Below are 16,877 nucleotides of genomic sequence, written 5' to 3'. Positions count from 1 at the left end.
TTAAGAACATGAACGTATGGGCTAAGTCATCAAACACAGGCCTTCCTTCCTTGCCTTTATCTAAAGATAGATTCTCTCATGGAAAAGAAGCCAAGCGACTGATAGACGATATGGAGCTAAAATTTATATTTTTTCTTTCCCTTAAAAGGATTTGGCAGCTTCATCAACAGTATCAAAAATATCAAAGATGCGATTCATGGAAACAAGCTCAAACATGGCCTTGATGTGCTTATTCAAATTAACAAGCTTCAGCTTTCCTCCTTGATTATGCAAGGTCCTTTGCACGGCCAGAAATGACCCTAGTCCAGAACTATCGATGAAGTAAAGCTTATTTAGATCAAAGATCAACTGGGATAAACCTGTTGCACGAACGAGTTCTAAAACTCCTTCTTTAAAAGCGGGTGCGCCTTTGGCATCCAAATTTTCTCCTTGAGGTGTAATGATTAAGATTTTGTCTTGAATGTAATGTGTGAATTGCATGCATTCCTCTTCAGAAAAGTAGCGTTTAAAAATGCGAAAATGATTCCATCCATTTGGCAATGCTTTAGGCATATAAGCAATTTGATTTGTGAGCTGTTGGACGATGAAAAAGCCAAACCCGCTTTCTAGTTCCCCTGCTAAATTGGGATGCTTAATCTCCGAAGGATTAAAGGCTTTGCCTTTATCAGAAAGCGTAAAATAGATTCCCTCATTATTTAGTTGAGCTTCAATGAGAATCTCTCCTTTAGATTGATCGGTATAACCATATTTGACAATATTGCAGAAAATTTCGTTAACCGCTAACTGGAGCTCCCATCCGATCTTTTCAAAGTCGCTAGGAATGTTCTGGCAGACTTGATGGACAAAGGAGCGGACTGATTGAAGTTGCGATAAGTCGCTAGAAAACTTTGCCGTCTTAGAAGGCAGTAAGGAGGGAAATTGGTTTTCTTTGATTTTGATGGCAAGAAGAAAATGTTCTCCTTTTCCGGAAGAGGGAGAAAAAGAGCCGGCCTTCTCTCGAAGCTTACTGGTTAAATGCTGCGCATCGGATTGAAAGTGGCTCTTAATGATTTTAATGGCCTCTTCTTTTAATTGTTCGTTTGTGCAAAAAAGGAACCAATCCCCGGGATGGACCAACGTGTGAATTAATTGTAGGGGTTGGTCGATTAACGGATTTAAAGGATCCTGGCAGGATTCCAAGCGCACTGTTTCGAGGCCTCGATTAATTTGTAAGACATCTCCTAATCCGCAGTTTAGGTATGTCAAGGTTTGGTAGGCCAAATTGATACGGGCATAGAATAAAGAAATAGAGATATTTAAATCTTTGAGGATTGGAAAGAGATCTTTCTGCAAAGTTTCAATGATTTCTTGGGGTGTTAAAAAAGTCTTTTCCCATAAATGATCCCTATTAAGATAGTAGCCTTTTAAATAAGAAGGAGAAAGGCGACGGAGGGCAAATTTAATGGCCGCCGAAACAATTAAACCAGCTGGTTGAGATAAGGGCGTATATCCAATCAATACATCGATTATCGTCGAGGATAAAGAAGTCACATCAAAAAAGATGGCTTGATTTTGAGGGGCTAAGTAAAATTTATCGACAGTGAAACTGGAAGTTTCCGAAGGAAGCGCAGTCAAAAGCTTCTGATAAAGATGCTCCAAGAGCTCAGAATCTTGCACAGTCTTCCCGACCATTGCTTTTTTCCTTTAAATGGCATGCCACTTAGGCTTAAGTTAGATTATTTAAAGTCATCTGCTAAAACTGGCGTTTTAAAGATGGGGACTGCTCTTTGCCAAGCCGTTCTTTTTCCCATCTCCATAGAAGAGCCGTTTAATCGATAGACGTTCGCCATCGCAAACGGTTAATCCTTCTTGGCCGACTGTATACGCATTAAGGATAAGAAGGGGTAAGAGACCGCCATTGAGTAAATTATCATTCTTTCCTCTTCTCCTATTCATCAACTTTAGAATCAATAAAAATTTTTTATTGTCAAGCTTAGTTGTGTTAAGATAAAAGAGAATAAAAGAAGGTATATATGAGCTCTAAACCCGAACTTCCTGCTATGCAATTGCAGCAACAGCAAAAGCAAGCGCTCAATCTTACACAACGCCTCATTATGTCTGCTCATATGCAACAAGCTATTCGTTTGCTGCAGATGCCAGTCATGGAATTGGAACCTTTTATTGAAGAGCAAATTGTCTTGAATCCTCTTTTAGAAATAAATGAGGAAAGCGGCGATAAAGAAGAGGGGAGTACCGGAGAGGAAAAAATCGCGGAAAGGGGTGAAGAAGAGAAAGAAATTGTCATTGACGACCGGGACTTAAGCATTTTAACGCGTTTGGAAGAGGATCTACGCGATCACTTTTCTGCTAATGAAAATCCTCCTCTTAAGCGTTCATCAGAAGAAGACAAATTGAAAGCTTATCTGGAAAATTCAATATGCGCAGAGCCAAGTTTATATGAACAGCTCATGAGCCAAGCTAGGGATTCTTTTGAAAATGCCGAGGAACGAGAAATAGCCAAGATTTTGATCGGCTATATCGATGAATTCGGTTTTTTAAAAACCCCTCTCCAGGAAATCTGTGTGCTTCATCATTTGCCCGATCAAGAGGTTAAAAAGGTCTTAAGAGAAATTCAAACCTTCGAACCTTATGGAGTAGGAGCCTCGAGTATTCAGGAGTCTTTGCTCATCCAAATGCGCTGCCTGCATAAAGAACATACGCTTGCCTATCAGCTTCTGCAAGATCATTATGACGACCTTTTGCACAATCATATTCCTGCTATCCAAAAAACATTAAAATGCTCTTATGAAGACATTCAAAAAGCAATTGAAAAAGATATTGCCAAATTGGATTTGCATCCAGGCATGCACTTCTCTTCCCGCCCCACTCAGCCAATTGTTCCCGATGTAAGCCTGCGCCAAGAGGGGGATCAGCTTATCGTAGAAGTCGACCGCGACCGCGCTCCCAATTTGCGGCTCAATCACCGCTATTTGCACTTATTGAATGATCCGTCCACCGCTTCTGAAACCAAGCATTTTCTCAAACGACATCTTTTCTCTGCTCGCTGGCTTGTACGCAACCTGCAGCAGCGTTATTCCACCATTGAAAGAATCGCCCAATCCCTTGCACAGAAGCAGTATGATTTCTTTATGAAGCCGAATGGGACGCTGAAGCCCCTGACAATGAAAATGCTAGCGGATGAATTAAATCTGCATGAGTCCACAATCGCCCGTACGGTGGCAAATAAATATATCAACAGCCCTCGCGGAATCTTTCCTCTGCGCGCTTTCTTCACGACAAAATATATCTCGGAAGAAGGAGAAGATTTATCGGCTAAAACGGTCAAAGATGCCATTTTGGACATGATTGCAGCCGAAGATAAACAACACCCTCTTTCCGATGAGAAAATTTCAACTTTATTAAAGCAAAGAGGAATTAATTGCGCACGACGCACAGTTGCAAAGTACCGCATCGCCCTGCAACTTGGCAATACACAGCAACGCAAGAAATTCCACTAACATTCTTATAATCCGATATTTATAAAGTATCTTCTCTTTCTTTTTCTTTCTTTTAAAACTTTTATTTACGATCAATTATGTTAATTGAAATTTTACAATTAATTTTTTTAAATTTTTAGTCTTTACTAAAACTAATTCATGTGATTACATATGTCCCCTTATTAGTTGGAGTTTTCCAATTAAAAAGGTGTTTTTGTTTTGAAAACAAATTTGAAATTAATCTTATATAGGAATTGATTATGAAAAAAATATTAACGCTGATTTCATCTGTTATCTGTTTATTTGTCGCATCAACTGCTTCTGCTAATCCCTGTTATGAATCCTATTCAAATGAATGTGCGAATGTTTGTGTAAACGAGTGTGCTCCTGGGCATTTTTATGTAGGCGCTTTTGGCGGAGCAAATTGGTTGAATTTCCATCATTTTCATGGTGTGAAGCCAAAAATGAAAGTGGGCTATACAGGGGCGTTATCAGCAGGTTATAAATTCTCTTCTGGAGTTCGTGTTGAAGGCGAAATCGCTTATAGAAGAAATGAGCTTAAGACTAGATCCGAAGAATTTTCTACTTATGATTCTTTGCACCATGTCAAAGTAAAGGGCCATACTCATTCTTGGGCTTACATGGCAAACGTCCTTTATGATTTTGATCAAGTATCTGATTGCCTATATGGAATTACTCCTTATGTTGGCGTAGGCGTAGGCTATGCTAAAATTCATGCGCAAATCAAAGCGCGCGATGGCTATAATCATGTAAGATTTAATGGCCATAGCGATGGATTTGCTTATCAAGCCATTGCTGGTGCTGATTACCGTTTGACAGAGAAAACTTCAATCGGCGTTAAATACACCTTCTTTGAAGGCAGAAAAAAAGCGCAAGACCACAGTGTTGGCGTAGCTTTAACGCAAGCGTTCTAAGCTTTCCCTTGCAAGCGTAGCTTGCTGCTATAAGGCCATTTAGGCAACTGCCTAAATGGCCTTTATATTAAGTCTCTTGCATAACTGATTGCATTTTAGATTCGAATTATTTTCCGAATTAATTGAGAAAATAATCCGAATATGAAGCGCTGCCAGTCATGCAAGGGATTTATTTTAAGAAGCTGATGAATGTCATTTCTATGCTGGAGGCAAGACGCCGTTTAAGCTAAATGCTTTTGGATCGCCTTTTGGGGCTCATTTTGGGTATGGCAGATAGAAGAGCCTGCGTATAAGGGTGTTCGGGATTCTCAAATAAGGCCTGAGTTGGCCTGCTTTCTACTATCTTGCCTTTATAAAGGACGGCAATGCGGTCTGCAATATGGCGAATGACGGATAGATCGTGGGAAATGAACAGATAGCTTAGCTGAAGCCTTTCTTTTAGCTCCATTAGCAAGTTCAAAATTTGCGCTTGAATGGATACGTCCAATGCTGAGACAGCTTCATCGCAGACGATTAGCTTTGGATTCAGGGCAATCGCCCGCCCGATGCAAATGCGTTGCTGCTGTCCTCCTGAAAATTCATGCGGATAGCGTTCCATCGTATCTGGAGAGAGCCCGATTTGGCTTAATACCTCTGCAGTCCGCTCAAGCTGCTCGTCTTTATTTTTCACGATTTGGTGGAAGAGAAGCGCTTCTCCGATGCTTTCGCGGATGGTTTTACGTGGATTAAGTGAAGAATAAGGGTCTTGAAAAACCATTTGAATATCTTTCCGCAAGTTTTTCAACTGCTGAGGGGAAAGGGCCATCAGGTGCTGATCCATAAAAGTGATTTCCCCCGCTGTCGGTTCTATAAGCCGGATGGCGGCTCGTGCGGCTGTGCTTTTGCCGCAGCCCGATTCGCCCACCATGCCCAATACCTCTCCTTGCGCAATTGAAAAATCAATTCCGTCTACGGCTTTAACCCATCCGACTTGCTTGCGGAATAAACCGGCATAAATCGGAAAATATTTTTTAAGGCCTTTAATATCTAATAAAGGCTTCATTTTTTCTCCAGGCTAGACTGTTCAAGCTGGTGCCGGCTCTCGGCGCTTTGGTCATAAAGCCAGCATTTGGTGATATGGTCTGGGCTTAGGCTAAAATCGGGCACATTTCCCGAGCGGCATTTTTCCATGGCAAATGGGCAGCGGGGATGGAAGCGGCAGCCTGATGGCATATGGCGAAAAGAGGGGACTTGTCCTTTAATGGGTTTTAGCTTGCCTTTGGGGCTGGACAAGGAAGGCCGCGATTGAAACAGTCCCAGGGTATAAGGGTGGGCGCAATGTTCAAAGATATCTTCGGATGCCCCTCTTTCAATTCCTTGTGCGGTATACATGACGATCACATCATCTGCCATTTCAGCGACGACACCCATATCATGGGTAATCAGGAGAAGAGCCATGCCATTCTTTTCTTGCAAATCGCGGATCAATTTCAAAACTTGGGCTTGAATGGTGACATCTAATGCAGTCGTGGGTTCATCTGCGATTAAGACGTCAGGTTCGCACATGAGGGCCATGGCGATCATAATGCGCTGCTTGAGTCCGCCGGAGAGTTGATGCGGATAGTTGCTTAAACGTTTATCGGCATCCGGAATACCGACTGCCTGCAAGGCGTCGCGTGCGCGTGCTAATGCTTCATTACCAAATAGATTTAAGTGCATTTCAGCCACTTCTATCAATTGATTGCCTATCGTATAGACAGGATTTAAAGCGCTCATGGGATCTTGGAAAATCATGGCAAGCTTAGAGCCTCGTATGCGGCGCATCTCTTTTTCGCTTAAAGCTAACAAATTTGCTCCCTTGTAGATCACGTCACCTTCAGGCGGAAGGGCGGGCGGCTGGGGAAGAATGCGCATCAAGGAAAGGGCTGTCATGGACTTGCCGCAGCCCGATTCGCCTACAAGCGCCAAGGTTTTTCCTCGATAAAGGTCAAATCCCAATTTATCCACAATTGTCCAACGATCCTTGCCAATTTGCAGTTTCGTCGTCAGGTTGCGCACGCTTAAAATAGGAGGAGGCATAAAATCGTTTTATTCAAGTTAAAGGAAGAAGAAATGTGCAGAATATCGATCGGCATGATCCTTCAAAATTTATCAAATTTTTAATGAGGTTTACTTTTAATCGCCTTTTTGACGTATTTTGGAGCTATTTTAGGAATTTTAATTCGTCAGTTAATAAAAAAAATAATATATAATTAGGAAAGGGTTTAAAGAGAAGCTTTATAACCCGGATTTTGAATTTTTTGTCCTTTGAACTGGCTTAAAGCTTCGGAGATAAAAAACAAAAACTCAGGTTAATAAATTTATAAATTCAGTTAACTATTCCATTTGTTTATGAATGCATAGAACTGGTCAGTAATCTATCTCTTAGATTAAATAGAAAAGGACTGAACCTATTTAATGAGGAATGGGGTTTAAAATGACAGATCAAGATCGTAATCCGATTATCCGAAAGAAGGGCGATCCCAGGGATCACATGGCGAATGAGCGAACATTCTTGGCTTGGATAAGGACAAGCATAGGGATCATGGCATTCGGTTTTGTTGTAGAAAAATTTTCTTTATTCATGAAGCAAATCGCCTCTCTTTTAGGTGAATCCCATTTACCATCTCTCCCTCATTTTTCCTCTGCCATTCAAGGCCATTCTTCAATTTTTGGCGTCTTCCTTGTTGCTCTCGGTGTGCTCATATGCCTGTTGGCTTTTATTAAGTATAAAAAAGTGGAAAAGCAGATTGATAGCGATGCTTATCGTCCCACCCTCTTGCTTGATATCATGTTGACCCTGGCTGTTTTTCTGATTGGGGTTTTTCTCGTGATTTATTTAATGAATAGTATTTAAAGAGAAAGCGAGGGAAAGAAGAGGGGGAGCAAGCAGCCATGATGATAAATTCCTCGATTGAGAAATCCGACTTTAGTATGGTCGAGTGCAAAAAGCTCATAGAGGAACTGGTTGTTTATGCTAACCATTTTAAGTTTATTTGGACGTTCTCCTTTCGCTCCTCTTCAATCTCATATGGATAGTGTTGCGCGCTGTGTACATAGGCTTCCCGATCTTTTCGAAGCGCTCGAGCACAAGGACTATGCTCTTATCGAGCAGATTGCAAACGAAATTTCCGAATTAGAGCATAATGCAGACTTGATCAAGAACGATATTCGCAATCATTTACCTAAAAGTTTATTTTTGCCAATAGACAGAGAGAATCTCTTGGAAATTTTAGCTCTTCAAGACAGCATTGCCGATAAAGTGGAAGATATTGCAGTCATTGCGACTCTTAAACCATTAGAACTCTTGCCTATTTTTAAGGAGGAGTTTAAACTGTTCCTCCAGAAAAACATCGAAACCTTTAATGGGGCTAAGTTAATTATTAAAGAATTACACGAATTAGTAGAATCCTCATTTGGCGGGATTGAAGCAGAGAAAGTGCGTTCGATGGTAGATGATGTGGCTTATCACGAACATGAAGCCGATCTGATTCAGCGGCAGCTATTAAAAAGTGTCTTTAAGGCCGAGGAACAAATGAGCTACATTACCTTTAGTCAATGGCAGCGTTTATTTGAAAGCCTAGCTGCGGTTTCCAATCTATCAGAAAATTTGGCTTTTCGTGTACGAATGACATTGGAATTAAAATAAAAGGTTTATGGATACAGCTTTGCTCATTTTAATTTTAGTCACCGGCTTTTATATGGCGTGGAATATCGGCGCCAATGATGTTGCCAATGCAATGGGTACTTCAGTCGGATCTGGAGCCCTTACTTTGCGCCGTGCGGTGATTGTGGCGGCTATTTTGGAATTTTCAGGCGCCTTTTTCTTCGGCTCGCATGTGTCCAAAACCATGCAAAGCGGAATTATTAATCCCGATCTTTTTGCGAATGATCCCAGAACGCTCGTCTATGGGATGCTCGCTTCTCTGGCCTCTGCGGGAATTTGGTTGCAGCTAGCGTCCTACTTCGGCTGGCCTGTCTCTACGACGCATTCCATTGTAGGGGCTATCGTGGGATTCGGAGCTGTTGTAGGCGGAATAGAGGCGATTTATTGGAAAGAAGTCGGCTTTATCTTCACCAGTTGGATTCTTTCTCCTCTTTTAGGCGGGGTATTGGGCTATTATATTTTCTCGATCTTAAGGAAGAAGATTTTTTATGCGAGGAACCCTTTTGAAGCCACGCGCCGGCTGACGCCTTTTATTGTGTTTATCGTCGTTGCGATCTTGGCTTTGATCCTTGTCTTTGAAGGATTCCGGAATTTAAATTTGAATTTAAATTTGTATCAAAAAATCGCGTTGACAGTAGGGGCTGGTTTGATCGCTTCTATTTTAAGCTATTTTGCAGTGAGGCGCATTCCTTATGTCAAGGAGGAGAAGCATGCGCCGGTTTTTGACCCTGATACCATGCAATCTTTAGAAAAAGCGCGTAAGCATTTGCAAAGAGTGAGGGAAAAAACAAGCGGCGAAATTCAATACACAACGAGCTTGTTGGTGGAGGAAGTGGATGGATTGGCCCGTTCCCTTCAACAGCGGCAGGAAGTATCTATCAGCCATGACGAATATAGCAAGGTGGAAAAGATTTTTGCCTATTTGCAGATCATGAGCGCTTGCATGATGGCATTTGCCCATGGTGCGAATGATGTTGCTAATGCCATTGGCCCTTTGTCGGCCGCAGTGGCCATTTTGACCACAGGCCTATTTGCCGTCGATGCTCCCGTTCCCACTTGGGCCTTATCTTTAGGTGGAGTTGGAATTGTGGTGGGATTGGCGACATGGGGCTGGCGGGTGATTGAAACAATTGGAAAAAAAATTACGGAGTTAACTCCAAGCCGCGGCTTTGCCGCCGAATTCGGAGCTGCGGCCACGATTGTATTGGCTTCCCGCTTGGGAATGCCCGTTTCTACCACCCATACATTGGTTGGAGCAGTGTTAGGAGTTGGCTTCGCCCGCGGCCTTGAAGCCGTCAATTTGACTACCACTCGAGATATTGTCATCTCTTGGATTGTGACTGTTCCAATCGGAGCGATATTGGCTGTCGCCTTATTTTATCCTCTGCATGCCATTTTTGGTTAAACCAGTAGAAAGACTAAAACCGATTTATGCATAAATGAATTCAAAGATTGAATATAGGCTATTTGCATGCCAATTTTTGCATTCATTTGTGTATAACAAGTGAGGAAGAAAACGCATGTCTGACAATCAAAGATCTTCATCCAACCGCTGGATTTTTAGAACGGCCCTGTTCGTTTTAGTCGGCCTTCTCATGCTAGCTCGTCTAGGCTATGGACAAAGCAATTCACAGGCTCCTCAACGAGCTATTTTACAAGGCCAGATTCACGTTCAACCACTCAAGCCGATTCCACAAGACCAAACAGGAAAAGTCCAACCGGGTACCTCTGTCAAAATTGTAGTCGCTGTTGAAAATAAAGGCACTCGGCCCAGCCTGTCTGGAGAACTCTATGTGCGTTATGCGTTTACCAAGCCATTGGAGAATGAGCCAACAAGCGTGATTTTTCAAACAGAGAAAAAAAACCTTCCTTCAATCGAACCCGGCAAGTCAATAGAGATTGCTTTTGATACCCCTCATCAATGGCCGTCTGTATTAGATTTTATTCGCTATGATTGGCCTTTGCGCGAATATCAAGCCGTCGCCCTCTTCAATCAAGAAGAAAAAATCATTGGTACCCTGGCCGTGACATTTTCAGCTTATTACTATCCCGGCATTCGCAAAGAGTTTCCTACGCATATTGAATCCGAAGCGGAAGCGCCTGCTAAATAAGAGGCTAGTTTGTTGAATTGCAAATCCATGATGCTGCAATCAATTAACTTATCTTTTAGTTGAGAAATAAGGATTGAAACGTAAACATGGGCCTTGAGGAATAAATGATTAACTGAGCCCTTTTGAGCTAAGAGGGCGATTAAAACCACCCTAATCTAGATTTGAGAATATTTTCTCCCCGAAAGCCGACGTGATATAGCAGGCTATATCGAGTGAATCGGGTCCGCTATATCACATCGGCTTCTGGGCAAAAAGAACTCGAATCTAGGCTCTTAGCGGTTTTAGGACAACTTCGACGCGCATTTTAATAATTGCTTAAATGGTTAAAAATGATTTCTAATTTTATTGAAACCAATGTCAATATTCCATCGGTGATTCCTCAAGGAAAGGATATGCTTGTTAAAGCTTCTCCCGAATTGCAACAGGCAAAATTGTGTCCTTTCTTAAAGCAAATGGACGAAGAAGAGCTCAGGGTCCAGCATTTATCGAAAGAAGCACTTAAAACTCAAGAAGAACGGGAAGAATTTGAGACCCGGCTTCGTTTGGAAGAAAGATCAATATGCCAAGTCGGGGTCAATTCTGCAGCCGGAATCGGAGGCGGGTTACTGGGCGGGGTCACATTCGGACCCATTGGAGCCGTCATTGTTGGCGGAATTTGTGCCTGGCTTTCAAATGCAACCGCTACGACCATTCTAACGACCAGAGAATGCGGCATGGACGCTGAAAAACCCAGACTTAATAGACTTAATCAAAAGATTGAGAAAATTAAGAAGGAAAAATTAAATCCTTCCCCCTCTTCCGATGTAAAACAATTAGATTTAGCAGAAAAATATCTTCAAGCGACAATGGATCGCTATGCCCGCTATAGAAAAACCAAGCCTTCCAGCCTATACGGTTCAGGCCCTCATGGAAATGTCTCCCTTTCCTTCGATCGCAATGGTAAGCCTCATGCAAACGGAACGTGGAAAAATCAATCTGTCCGTCAAGTCAATGGACAGACCTTTTACGAAGAACACATTCATCATCTATCAGATGTAGAATCGGTTTCTCAATAAAAATTAAATTTTTTGTTGATAACCGGTTTAATGGCTTCGATTAAAAGACCGGCCTGTCTCTAGCTTTATTAACCTGAGTTTGGAGTTTTTTTATCCTTTTGACTGACGGGAAAGCCCTTGCAGATGAAAAATGGCGAGACGGTCCCTATTTTTTAATATGGACCGCTTTGCCATTTGTTCATCTCCGCAGCTTTGGCGTAGTCGAAAGAGCAAAAAACTTCAAACTCAAGTTATTAAAAATAAAACAAACTTATATTTTTATGGAAAATAATGTTATAATGAAAGATATAATTGAGTAATTAATTGTTATTGCGTATAATTAATATTTAATTTATTAAACCTTAATCATTTTGTTTAATAATTTTATTTTTGAATCAATAATAGGTAGAATTATGGGCGCGTTAGGACCTTTACAATCAAATCTATGGAGTAAATCCTATTTGTTTGTAAATAATGACTCAAAGAAATTAGAAATAAAGCAATTAAATTTGTTTCAAAGAGTCTTGCGCAATATTTTTGGTTTTTATCGAGAAACGCATTTAACACGAGTCGCTAAGGAATTTTCTAAATTAGATTTGAATCTCATCGATAAAGAGTACTCTACACAGGAAAGTTATTTAAAAAAACGAGTGGCCGTCACTTATTCGGCGGAAAAAGCCAATCAAATTTTTGGACAGCTAGAGCAAAAACGCAAAGATAAAGTCAATCAAGCAAGCAAGCCTAGCATGCTGGTGATAGATCCACAAGTAAAGGAAAAACCCCAGGCGGGCAAGGCGCCTTCTGTTCCAATTCCTACATCGACGGAAACATCTCCCTCAAAAAGCGAATCTGATTTAAGTAACATGCAGCCGGTCGATCGTCCCAGTCTTGTACAAGAAGTGCTCAAAGACATTGACAACGAGTTTAAAGGGCTTGATTCCGCTGTGAAGAAGCTGACATTTGATAATGACAAGGATTTGACGCACTTATCTCAGATTTATGTGGAAATTCAGCAGAATAAAGATTTATTTAAAGAGTTACAAACGAAATATCAAATTATCGAAGGCTTTAATTCGATAATGGAAGAAATTGAGGTATTAGAAAATAAATTCGCGAATTTAGAAGAAAAGCTAAACCAAAAAATAGCGGAAAAAGAAGAGCCTTTTTGCCAATTATTGAATAAAGCCTATGAAAATTTAACTAAGGCTGACAAGCAAGATGCGAATTTTGAATGGAATAAGACAATTTATTTGCGTTGCTTGGATGCGCACAAAAAATCCCTGGGAGAAGGACCAAAGTCTCAAACGATAGGGAAAAACAAGGAATTGGAAGCCCTGCTGCAAGAGTCTTTATTGGCAGAGTCGCTAGCGTCTAGCAAATTATCTTCATCCCCTTCTTCCTGCTCAGCCATTGAACGCCCTCCGATTGGAATAATCAATGGCGGAAATAATTGCTATGCCATTTCAACGATGCAAGCTTTATTGTCTAGTCCTTCGCTTTTAAACAAGCTCGAAGAGCTATCTATTGGAAAGCCGCCCGTAAAAGGGGCAAATGAAACAGAAAAAGCTTATCAAGCGAGAAAGAATGACTATGAAAAATGGAAACCCGTTAAGGAAAAATTAATTAACTTGGTCCAGGCCTACCAAAGTGCGGATGCCACGCCAAAAAAATTGAATCAAGCGCTAGTCAGCTTACGCAATGCTGTTTTTGACGCAGGCGTTCATCCGACATTGATAAAAGAGGATCGCTTGGAGCAGCAAGATTCATCTGATTTCTGTGCGGTTATTTTGCAGGCAATGAATTATGCGTTTAATTTGAAGACAAAGACAAAAGGGGAGTATCAGCCTCCGCTTGCCAAAGATCTCGTTCTCGAAGCAAATGAACAGGCAATAGATCAAGCAGATGATGTCATGCCGGAAGCCATCCATTTGGAAAGCAGCCAGACAGAGCCTTTTCAAGTCTTTCCCTTAAGCATTAGCAAGCCGGGCCAGAAAAAAAGCCTGGAGCAATTAATTAAAGAGAATGCTGCTGAAAAAATCAAGGATGAGATTAATGCTTGGAGGGTCGAATTAGAAGACGGAGAAGTTGTCCTTGACGAGTATGAGCGCGAGTTAAGTATTGCTGATAAAAATCCTCCCGCAGTGATTTGCTTCCAACTTAAACGCTATGGGTATGATAAAACGGGTCCTTTTAGGATTGCCGATTCCTTCGCCTTTGATAAGGATAACATCGATTTAGCTCACTTGGTTAATCCAGGTTCCGATAAGCCGGTCCTATATAGGCTGGTCAGTTGCGTGAACCACAGCGGAAAATCGACGCAAGGCGGCCATTATACTTCCTTTGTTAGAAGGGGAGACCAATGGTATTCGTGCAACGATTCAGTCTCGCGCCCATGTTCTTCAGAACAGGTTAATAATGCAGGCGCCTATATGTTGATGCTCGAAAAGATTCCCGTTGATGAAGTCGGCCAGGCTTAACCCCTCAAAAGCTATTTTATAGCCAAATGAAAACCCTAATTGCGCTTTATTAGCGCAATTAGGGTCGCGGTAGAAGGGCAATTTTGTGCAGCTGCGTTGCCGTTTGGTTATCTATTCCAATGTTTTTGCATTTTTCCCTTTTCTTCTATCCATTTCTTCAAATCTTCACTAATTTTATTGTGCCTGACTAACCAATCTAGACTATGTCCCTTGTCTTTTAGATAATAATGGATGGTATCATGCAAATTCTTGTAAAGCTGGGAGAAATAACTATCTCTGTTGTTTGCTGTGGGAGGGGGAGATTCAGAAGACATTAATAAGGGCGCTGTCTCTGGGTTAGGAGTGGGTCCTTGTATTAAACGCGTTAAAGAAGAAGAAATAGAGGACCGCTTCTGATAGAAGAAATAAGCCCCGGCCAAAATAGCCGTTCCTACAAACGCTGTTTTTAACCAAGACCAGTGACGCACGTTATACCACTTGATTTCTTTTTTGTTTAATGGCTTAGAAGACGACGAGTCTGGTTTTGAATGGACTTCAAGCGTGGTCGCTTTTTTTTCTGTTATTTCACTAGAAGGGGACGGGCTTGAAAGAGTCACTTCAAGAGGAGCTTCACTTGTTTGAGTTGTCGGTTGATCGGAAGAAAGAAAGGCAGAAAAAGGCGCATCAGGCTTGACGGCTTTTTCTTCTGTTATTTCACTAGAAGGAGACGGACTTGAAAGAGTCGCTTCAAGAGGAGCTTCGCTTGTTTCAGCTGTCGCTTGGTCAGAAGAAGGAACAGTAGAGAAAGGGGCATCAAGTGTTGAGGAAGCGTCAGGCTTGGCGGCTTTCTCTTTCATTATTGCCTGAATGGAAGAATCCGTTGATGGGTTAACTTTTATAGCTATAGGTGTTGCGACTTGCTTAACCTGTTTTTTAGTCTTTACTTTTACGCTTTCCCTTTGAAGCGAATGAGGCGATTGAGAAAGAATTGTGAGAACCGTTTGATTTAATTGAACTAATGCAATTTCGCGTTGCGAGAGGAATTCTTCAATTTGTTTTTTTGTTGCTAATAAGCGCTGTTTAAGTTTTTTTGTATGAGCCGATTGAATCTTTTGATTTTGATTATCGATCGCGCCTCGCAGTTGATTAATTTCTTTTTGTAAAGCGCTCTTATAGGTATGAATAGATTGAGTTGTTAGTGGAATGCTACCAGATAATTCCTTACTAACTGTTAAAATAGGAAAAGACATGCGACCTCCAAAGATAAAAAATTGCAGGGATGGGAAATATTCGGCAGATAGTATAAGCGATAAAGGCATAGATCTCAAGGACAACAGCTTTTATAATTTAAGAATCAGCTCTACAAAAAATTTGAGGAAATTGAAAGGGCCGATTTGACTTGTCATGCGATTCAAGGAATTTAAATGAAAGCCGCCTGCTAGTCTTCTATGCGAGCTTTAATGCCGCAACTTGGGATCTAAGGCGTCTCTTAGAGTGTCGCCTACTAAAGCGATGGAGACGAGCAAAAGGGTTAATAGGATGGCCGGCGGCCAAAGCAGATAGCTTTCCGAAGGGAAGGCTGAACGCCCTTCATCCATTAAGACTCCCCAAGAACTTGATCCTTCTTCTCCCAAGCCTAAAAAGGACAGTCCTGCCTCACTTGTAATGGCTCCCATAATGGCAAAGGGAACCAATGTCAACAGAGGAGGGATGGCATTGGGCAAGAGGTGGGAAAACATAATGAAGCGGTCATTAAATCCTTGCGCTTTGCAGGCCTCTACATAGGGCAACTGCTTTTGCCGAAAAAATTCCCCTCTGACAAAACGGCTAAATCCTGTCCAACCGAATAAGCCGATAATGGCAATGACAAGAAAGATGGATTTGCTTTGTAAAAAGGCCACGATCATGAGGAGCATGAAAAAAGTGGGCATGGATTCCCAAATTTCAATTAAGCGGTAAGTCAGGATGTCTATTTTTCCTCCATAATAGCCTGCCATTGCTCCAATGGGCACCCCGATCAACAAAGCCAGGCCAATGGCAAGCAGCCCAACAGAAAGGGAGACTCTTATCCCAAAGATCAAGGCGGCTACCATGTCTTTGCGATTGATGCGCGTAAGCTCCCACCAGCTAATATAGCGATTGAGATCTTGTTCTCCGCCTGCATCGTCTTCCCAATGGAAGGGACGCAAAAGCGGCATGATTTCATATTTTAATTTAGACTGCTGCTGTTCTAGCCACTCTTGCCGATCGCGGATATAAGCTAGATGGGTTTGAGCTGATTCAACATCTTTGACAAGCTGCCTTGCTTGGAGAAGGCGGGTTTTGTCTTCCTGAGGCAATTTTTGAAGCACATCGCATTCAATAGGCTTAGATGAAGCTGGCACCAGGTCTTTCTGGCATTTTTCTCTATAAAGGGCAAGCGTTTGTTTCGCCTGCTTGTAAGCGTCTTCATGCTGATCAATAATATGTTTGTAACTGGCGATTCTTTGCCGTTCCTGATTGCGGTCTAGTTGCCAAAGGGTGGGCATGGACAGCTCTTTTTTGCCTTTGCGCTTGGCATTTCCCGCATAAGCCTCTGCATAGGGGGCAAGGCGCTCTTGTTGCGCTTTTCTTTGCTGGTAGCGAAGGGCAAGATTGAGCTTGGCATAAGGAGTCATATAAGAGAGCTCCTGCTCCCAGGTTAAGGAAGGAAATATAAACAGGGGATTGTTCTTTTCCGCTTGAAGCTGCGATTGAATATCGCGTTGCTTAGCTTGATTTAATGCTGGATTGGCAGCTGGATCTTGCGGAGCGCGATAGAATAAATAAATAAAGAGAAAGAGATGGGCGATCAAGAGAAAGCAAATTGCGAAAAAGCGTCTTGTGGGATAGGACTTTAAAATAAACCAGGCAGCGAACAAAAGAGGAAAGGTAAAAATCAGGAGATTGTAAAAGATATCTAAGCCCTTAGTGAAAAATCCCGTGAAAAAAAGATAACGAAAAAGGGGGAAATACCACACTCCATCATATTGGACGATAAGAGGTTTGCTAGAGGCTAAAAAAGGAGCGTAGATGCCGGCCAGGGCAAAAAGAAAGATAGCGTATAAGGCAAACAGCCCTAAATAATGGTGACGGAATTGCCTCCAGATAATTTGCCAATATGTCAAATGAGCCGTTTTTTTCTTCATATTTCCTTTGGTA

At 41.8% G+C, this 16,877-nt stretch carries 14 protein-coding genes; 8 read left to right on the top strand and 6 right to left on the bottom strand.

What is annotated here, in order from left to right:
* Positions 1-141: 141 nt before the first annotated feature.
* Together BN3769_RS13790 and BN3769_RS14865 are read right to left on the bottom strand one after the other, a co-directional pair.
* On the bottom strand, positions 142-1,671 hold the full coding sequence (locus BN3769_RS13790) for an anti-sigma factor antagonist (RefSeq protein ID WP_068471411.1): 1,530 nt from the start codon (positions 1,669-1,671) through the stop codon (positions 142-144).
* Between the two features lie 75 nt (positions 1,672-1,746).
* Entirely contained in the window at positions 1,747-1,935 is a 189-nt protein-coding gene (locus tag BN3769_RS14865) for a hypothetical protein (protein WP_154017937.1), read from the bottom strand.
* Between the two features lie 77 nt (positions 1,936-2,012).
* On the opposite strand from BN3769_RS14865, the gene rpoN reads away from it, so the two are divergent.
* Both rpoN and BN3769_RS13780 read left to right on the top strand, forming a co-directional pair.
* The gene (rpoN, locus tag BN3769_RS13785; protein WP_228840705.1) at positions 2,013-3,497 is read left to right on the top strand and encodes an RNA polymerase factor sigma-54; all 1,485 of its coding nucleotides are present in this window, start codon (positions 2,013-2,015) and stop codon (positions 3,495-3,497) included.
* A gap of 239 nt (positions 3,498-3,736) precedes the next feature.
* Positions 3,737-4,411, top strand: coding sequence for an outer membrane protein (locus BN3769_RS13780; protein ID WP_068471410.1), 675 nt, complete (start codon positions 3,737-3,739; stop codon positions 4,409-4,411).
* 226 nt (positions 4,412-4,637) lie between these two features.
* On the opposite strand, the gene BN3769_RS13775 is transcribed toward BN3769_RS13780, so the two are convergent.
* Positions 4,638-5,453, bottom strand: coding sequence for an ABC transporter ATP-binding protein (locus BN3769_RS13775; protein ID WP_068471409.1), 816 nt, complete (start codon positions 5,451-5,453; stop codon positions 4,638-4,640).
* A complete protein-coding gene (locus BN3769_RS13770) occupies positions 5,450-6,469 on the bottom strand; it encodes an ABC transporter ATP-binding protein (RefSeq protein ID WP_068471408.1) in 1,020 nt (339 codons plus the stop codon). Before BN3769_RS13770 ends, BN3769_RS13775 begins: the two co-directional genes overlap by 4 nt.
* 397 nt (positions 6,470-6,866) lie before the next feature.
* Between BN3769_RS13770 and BN3769_RS13765 the strand changes: the two genes are divergently transcribed.
* The 6 genes from BN3769_RS13765 to BN3769_RS13735 all read left to right on the top strand — a co-directional run bounded on the left by BN3769_RS13765 (position 6,867) and on the right by BN3769_RS13735 (position 13,718).
* Positions 6,867-7,286 (top strand): YidH family protein, encoded by a 420-nt coding sequence (locus BN3769_RS13765; RefSeq protein WP_068471407.1) that lies wholly within the window; start codon positions 6,867-6,869, stop codon positions 7,284-7,286.
* A gap of 117 nt (positions 7,287-7,403) precedes the next feature.
* Positions 7,404-8,078, top strand: coding sequence for a TIGR00153 family protein (locus tag BN3769_RS13760; protein WP_068471406.1), 675 nt, complete (start codon positions 7,404-7,406; stop codon positions 8,076-8,078).
* Positions 8,079-8,085: 7 nt separating this feature from the next.
* Complete coding sequence (locus BN3769_RS13755) at positions 8,086-9,501, top strand: inorganic phosphate transporter (RefSeq protein ID WP_068471405.1); 1,416 nt, start codon at positions 8,086-8,088, stop codon at positions 9,499-9,501.
* Positions 9,502-9,616: 115 nt separating this feature from the next.
* Positions 9,617-10,207, top strand: coding sequence for a hypothetical protein (locus tag BN3769_RS13750; protein WP_068471404.1), 591 nt, complete (start codon positions 9,617-9,619; stop codon positions 10,205-10,207).
* Positions 10,208-10,536: 329 nt separating this feature from the next.
* Positions 10,537-11,262, top strand: coding sequence for a hypothetical protein (locus BN3769_RS13745; protein WP_068471403.1), 726 nt, complete (start codon positions 10,537-10,539; stop codon positions 11,260-11,262).
* 488 nt (positions 11,263-11,750) lie between these two features.
* Positions 11,751-13,718, top strand: coding sequence for a ubiquitin carboxyl-terminal hydrolase (locus BN3769_RS13735; protein WP_195155585.1), 1,968 nt, complete (start codon positions 11,751-11,753; stop codon positions 13,716-13,718).
* 107 nt (positions 13,719-13,825) lie between these two features.
* Here BN3769_RS13735 and BN3769_RS13730 read toward each other — a convergent pair whose 3' ends face one another.
* Positions 13,826-14,947: a hypothetical protein gene (locus BN3769_RS13730; protein WP_068471400.1), complete on the bottom strand. Its 1,122-nt coding sequence runs from the start codon at positions 14,945-14,947 to the stop codon at positions 13,826-13,828.
* 207 nt (positions 14,948-15,154) lie between these two features.
* A complete protein-coding gene (locus BN3769_RS13725) occupies positions 15,155-16,864 on the bottom strand; it encodes an ABC transporter permease (RefSeq protein ID WP_068471399.1) in 1,710 nt (569 codons plus the stop codon).
* Between the last annotated feature and the right edge of the window lie 13 nt (positions 16,865-16,877).

The sequence above is a fragment of the Candidatus Protochlamydia phocaeensis genome (assembly GCF_001545115.1).
Lineage (GTDB): Bacteria > Chlamydiota > Chlamydiia > Chlamydiales > Parachlamydiaceae > Protochlamydia_A > Protochlamydia_A phocaeensis.
Note: the sequence above shows the minus strand (reverse complement) of the source record. Positions and strands in the feature narration are given on the sequence as shown.

Coding starts and splice junctions, on each gene's coding strand:
- BN3769_RS13790 (WP_068471411.1), bottom strand. CDS start 1,671: ATGGTCGGGAAGACTGTGCAAGATTCTGAGCTCTTGGAGCATCTTTAT.
- BN3769_RS14865 (WP_154017937.1), bottom strand. CDS start 1,935: ATGAATAGGAGAAGAGGAAAGAATGATAATTTACTCAATGGCGGTCTC.
- rpoN (WP_228840705.1), top strand. CDS start 2,013: ATGAGCTCTAAACCCGAACTTCCTGCTATGCAATTGCAGCAACAGCAA.
- BN3769_RS13780 (WP_068471410.1), top strand. CDS start 3,737: ATGAAAAAAATATTAACGCTGATTTCATCTGTTATCTGTTTATTTGTC.
- BN3769_RS13775 (WP_068471409.1), bottom strand. CDS start 5,453: ATGAAGCCTTTATTAGATATTAAAGGCCTTAAAAAATATTTTCCGATT.
- BN3769_RS13770 (WP_068471408.1), bottom strand. CDS start 6,469: ATGCCTCCTCCTATTTTAAGCGTGCGCAACCTGACGACGAAACTGCAA.
- BN3769_RS13765 (WP_068471407.1), top strand. CDS start 6,867: ATGACAGATCAAGATCGTAATCCGATTATCCGAAAGAAGGGCGATCCC.
- BN3769_RS13760 (WP_068471406.1), top strand. CDS start 7,404: ATGCTAACCATTTTAAGTTTATTTGGACGTTCTCCTTTCGCTCCTCTT.
- BN3769_RS13755 (WP_068471405.1), top strand. CDS start 8,086: ATGGATACAGCTTTGCTCATTTTAATTTTAGTCACCGGCTTTTATATG.
- BN3769_RS13750 (WP_068471404.1), top strand. CDS start 9,617: ATGTCTGACAATCAAAGATCTTCATCCAACCGCTGGATTTTTAGAACG.
- BN3769_RS13745 (WP_068471403.1), top strand. CDS start 10,537: ATGATTTCTAATTTTATTGAAACCAATGTCAATATTCCATCGGTGATT.
- BN3769_RS13730 (WP_068471400.1), bottom strand. CDS start 14,947: ATGTCTTTTCCTATTTTAACAGTTAGTAAGGAATTATCTGGTAGCATT.
- BN3769_RS13725 (WP_068471399.1), bottom strand. CDS start 16,864: ATGAAGAAAAAAACGGCTCATTTGACATATTGGCAAATTATCTGGAGG.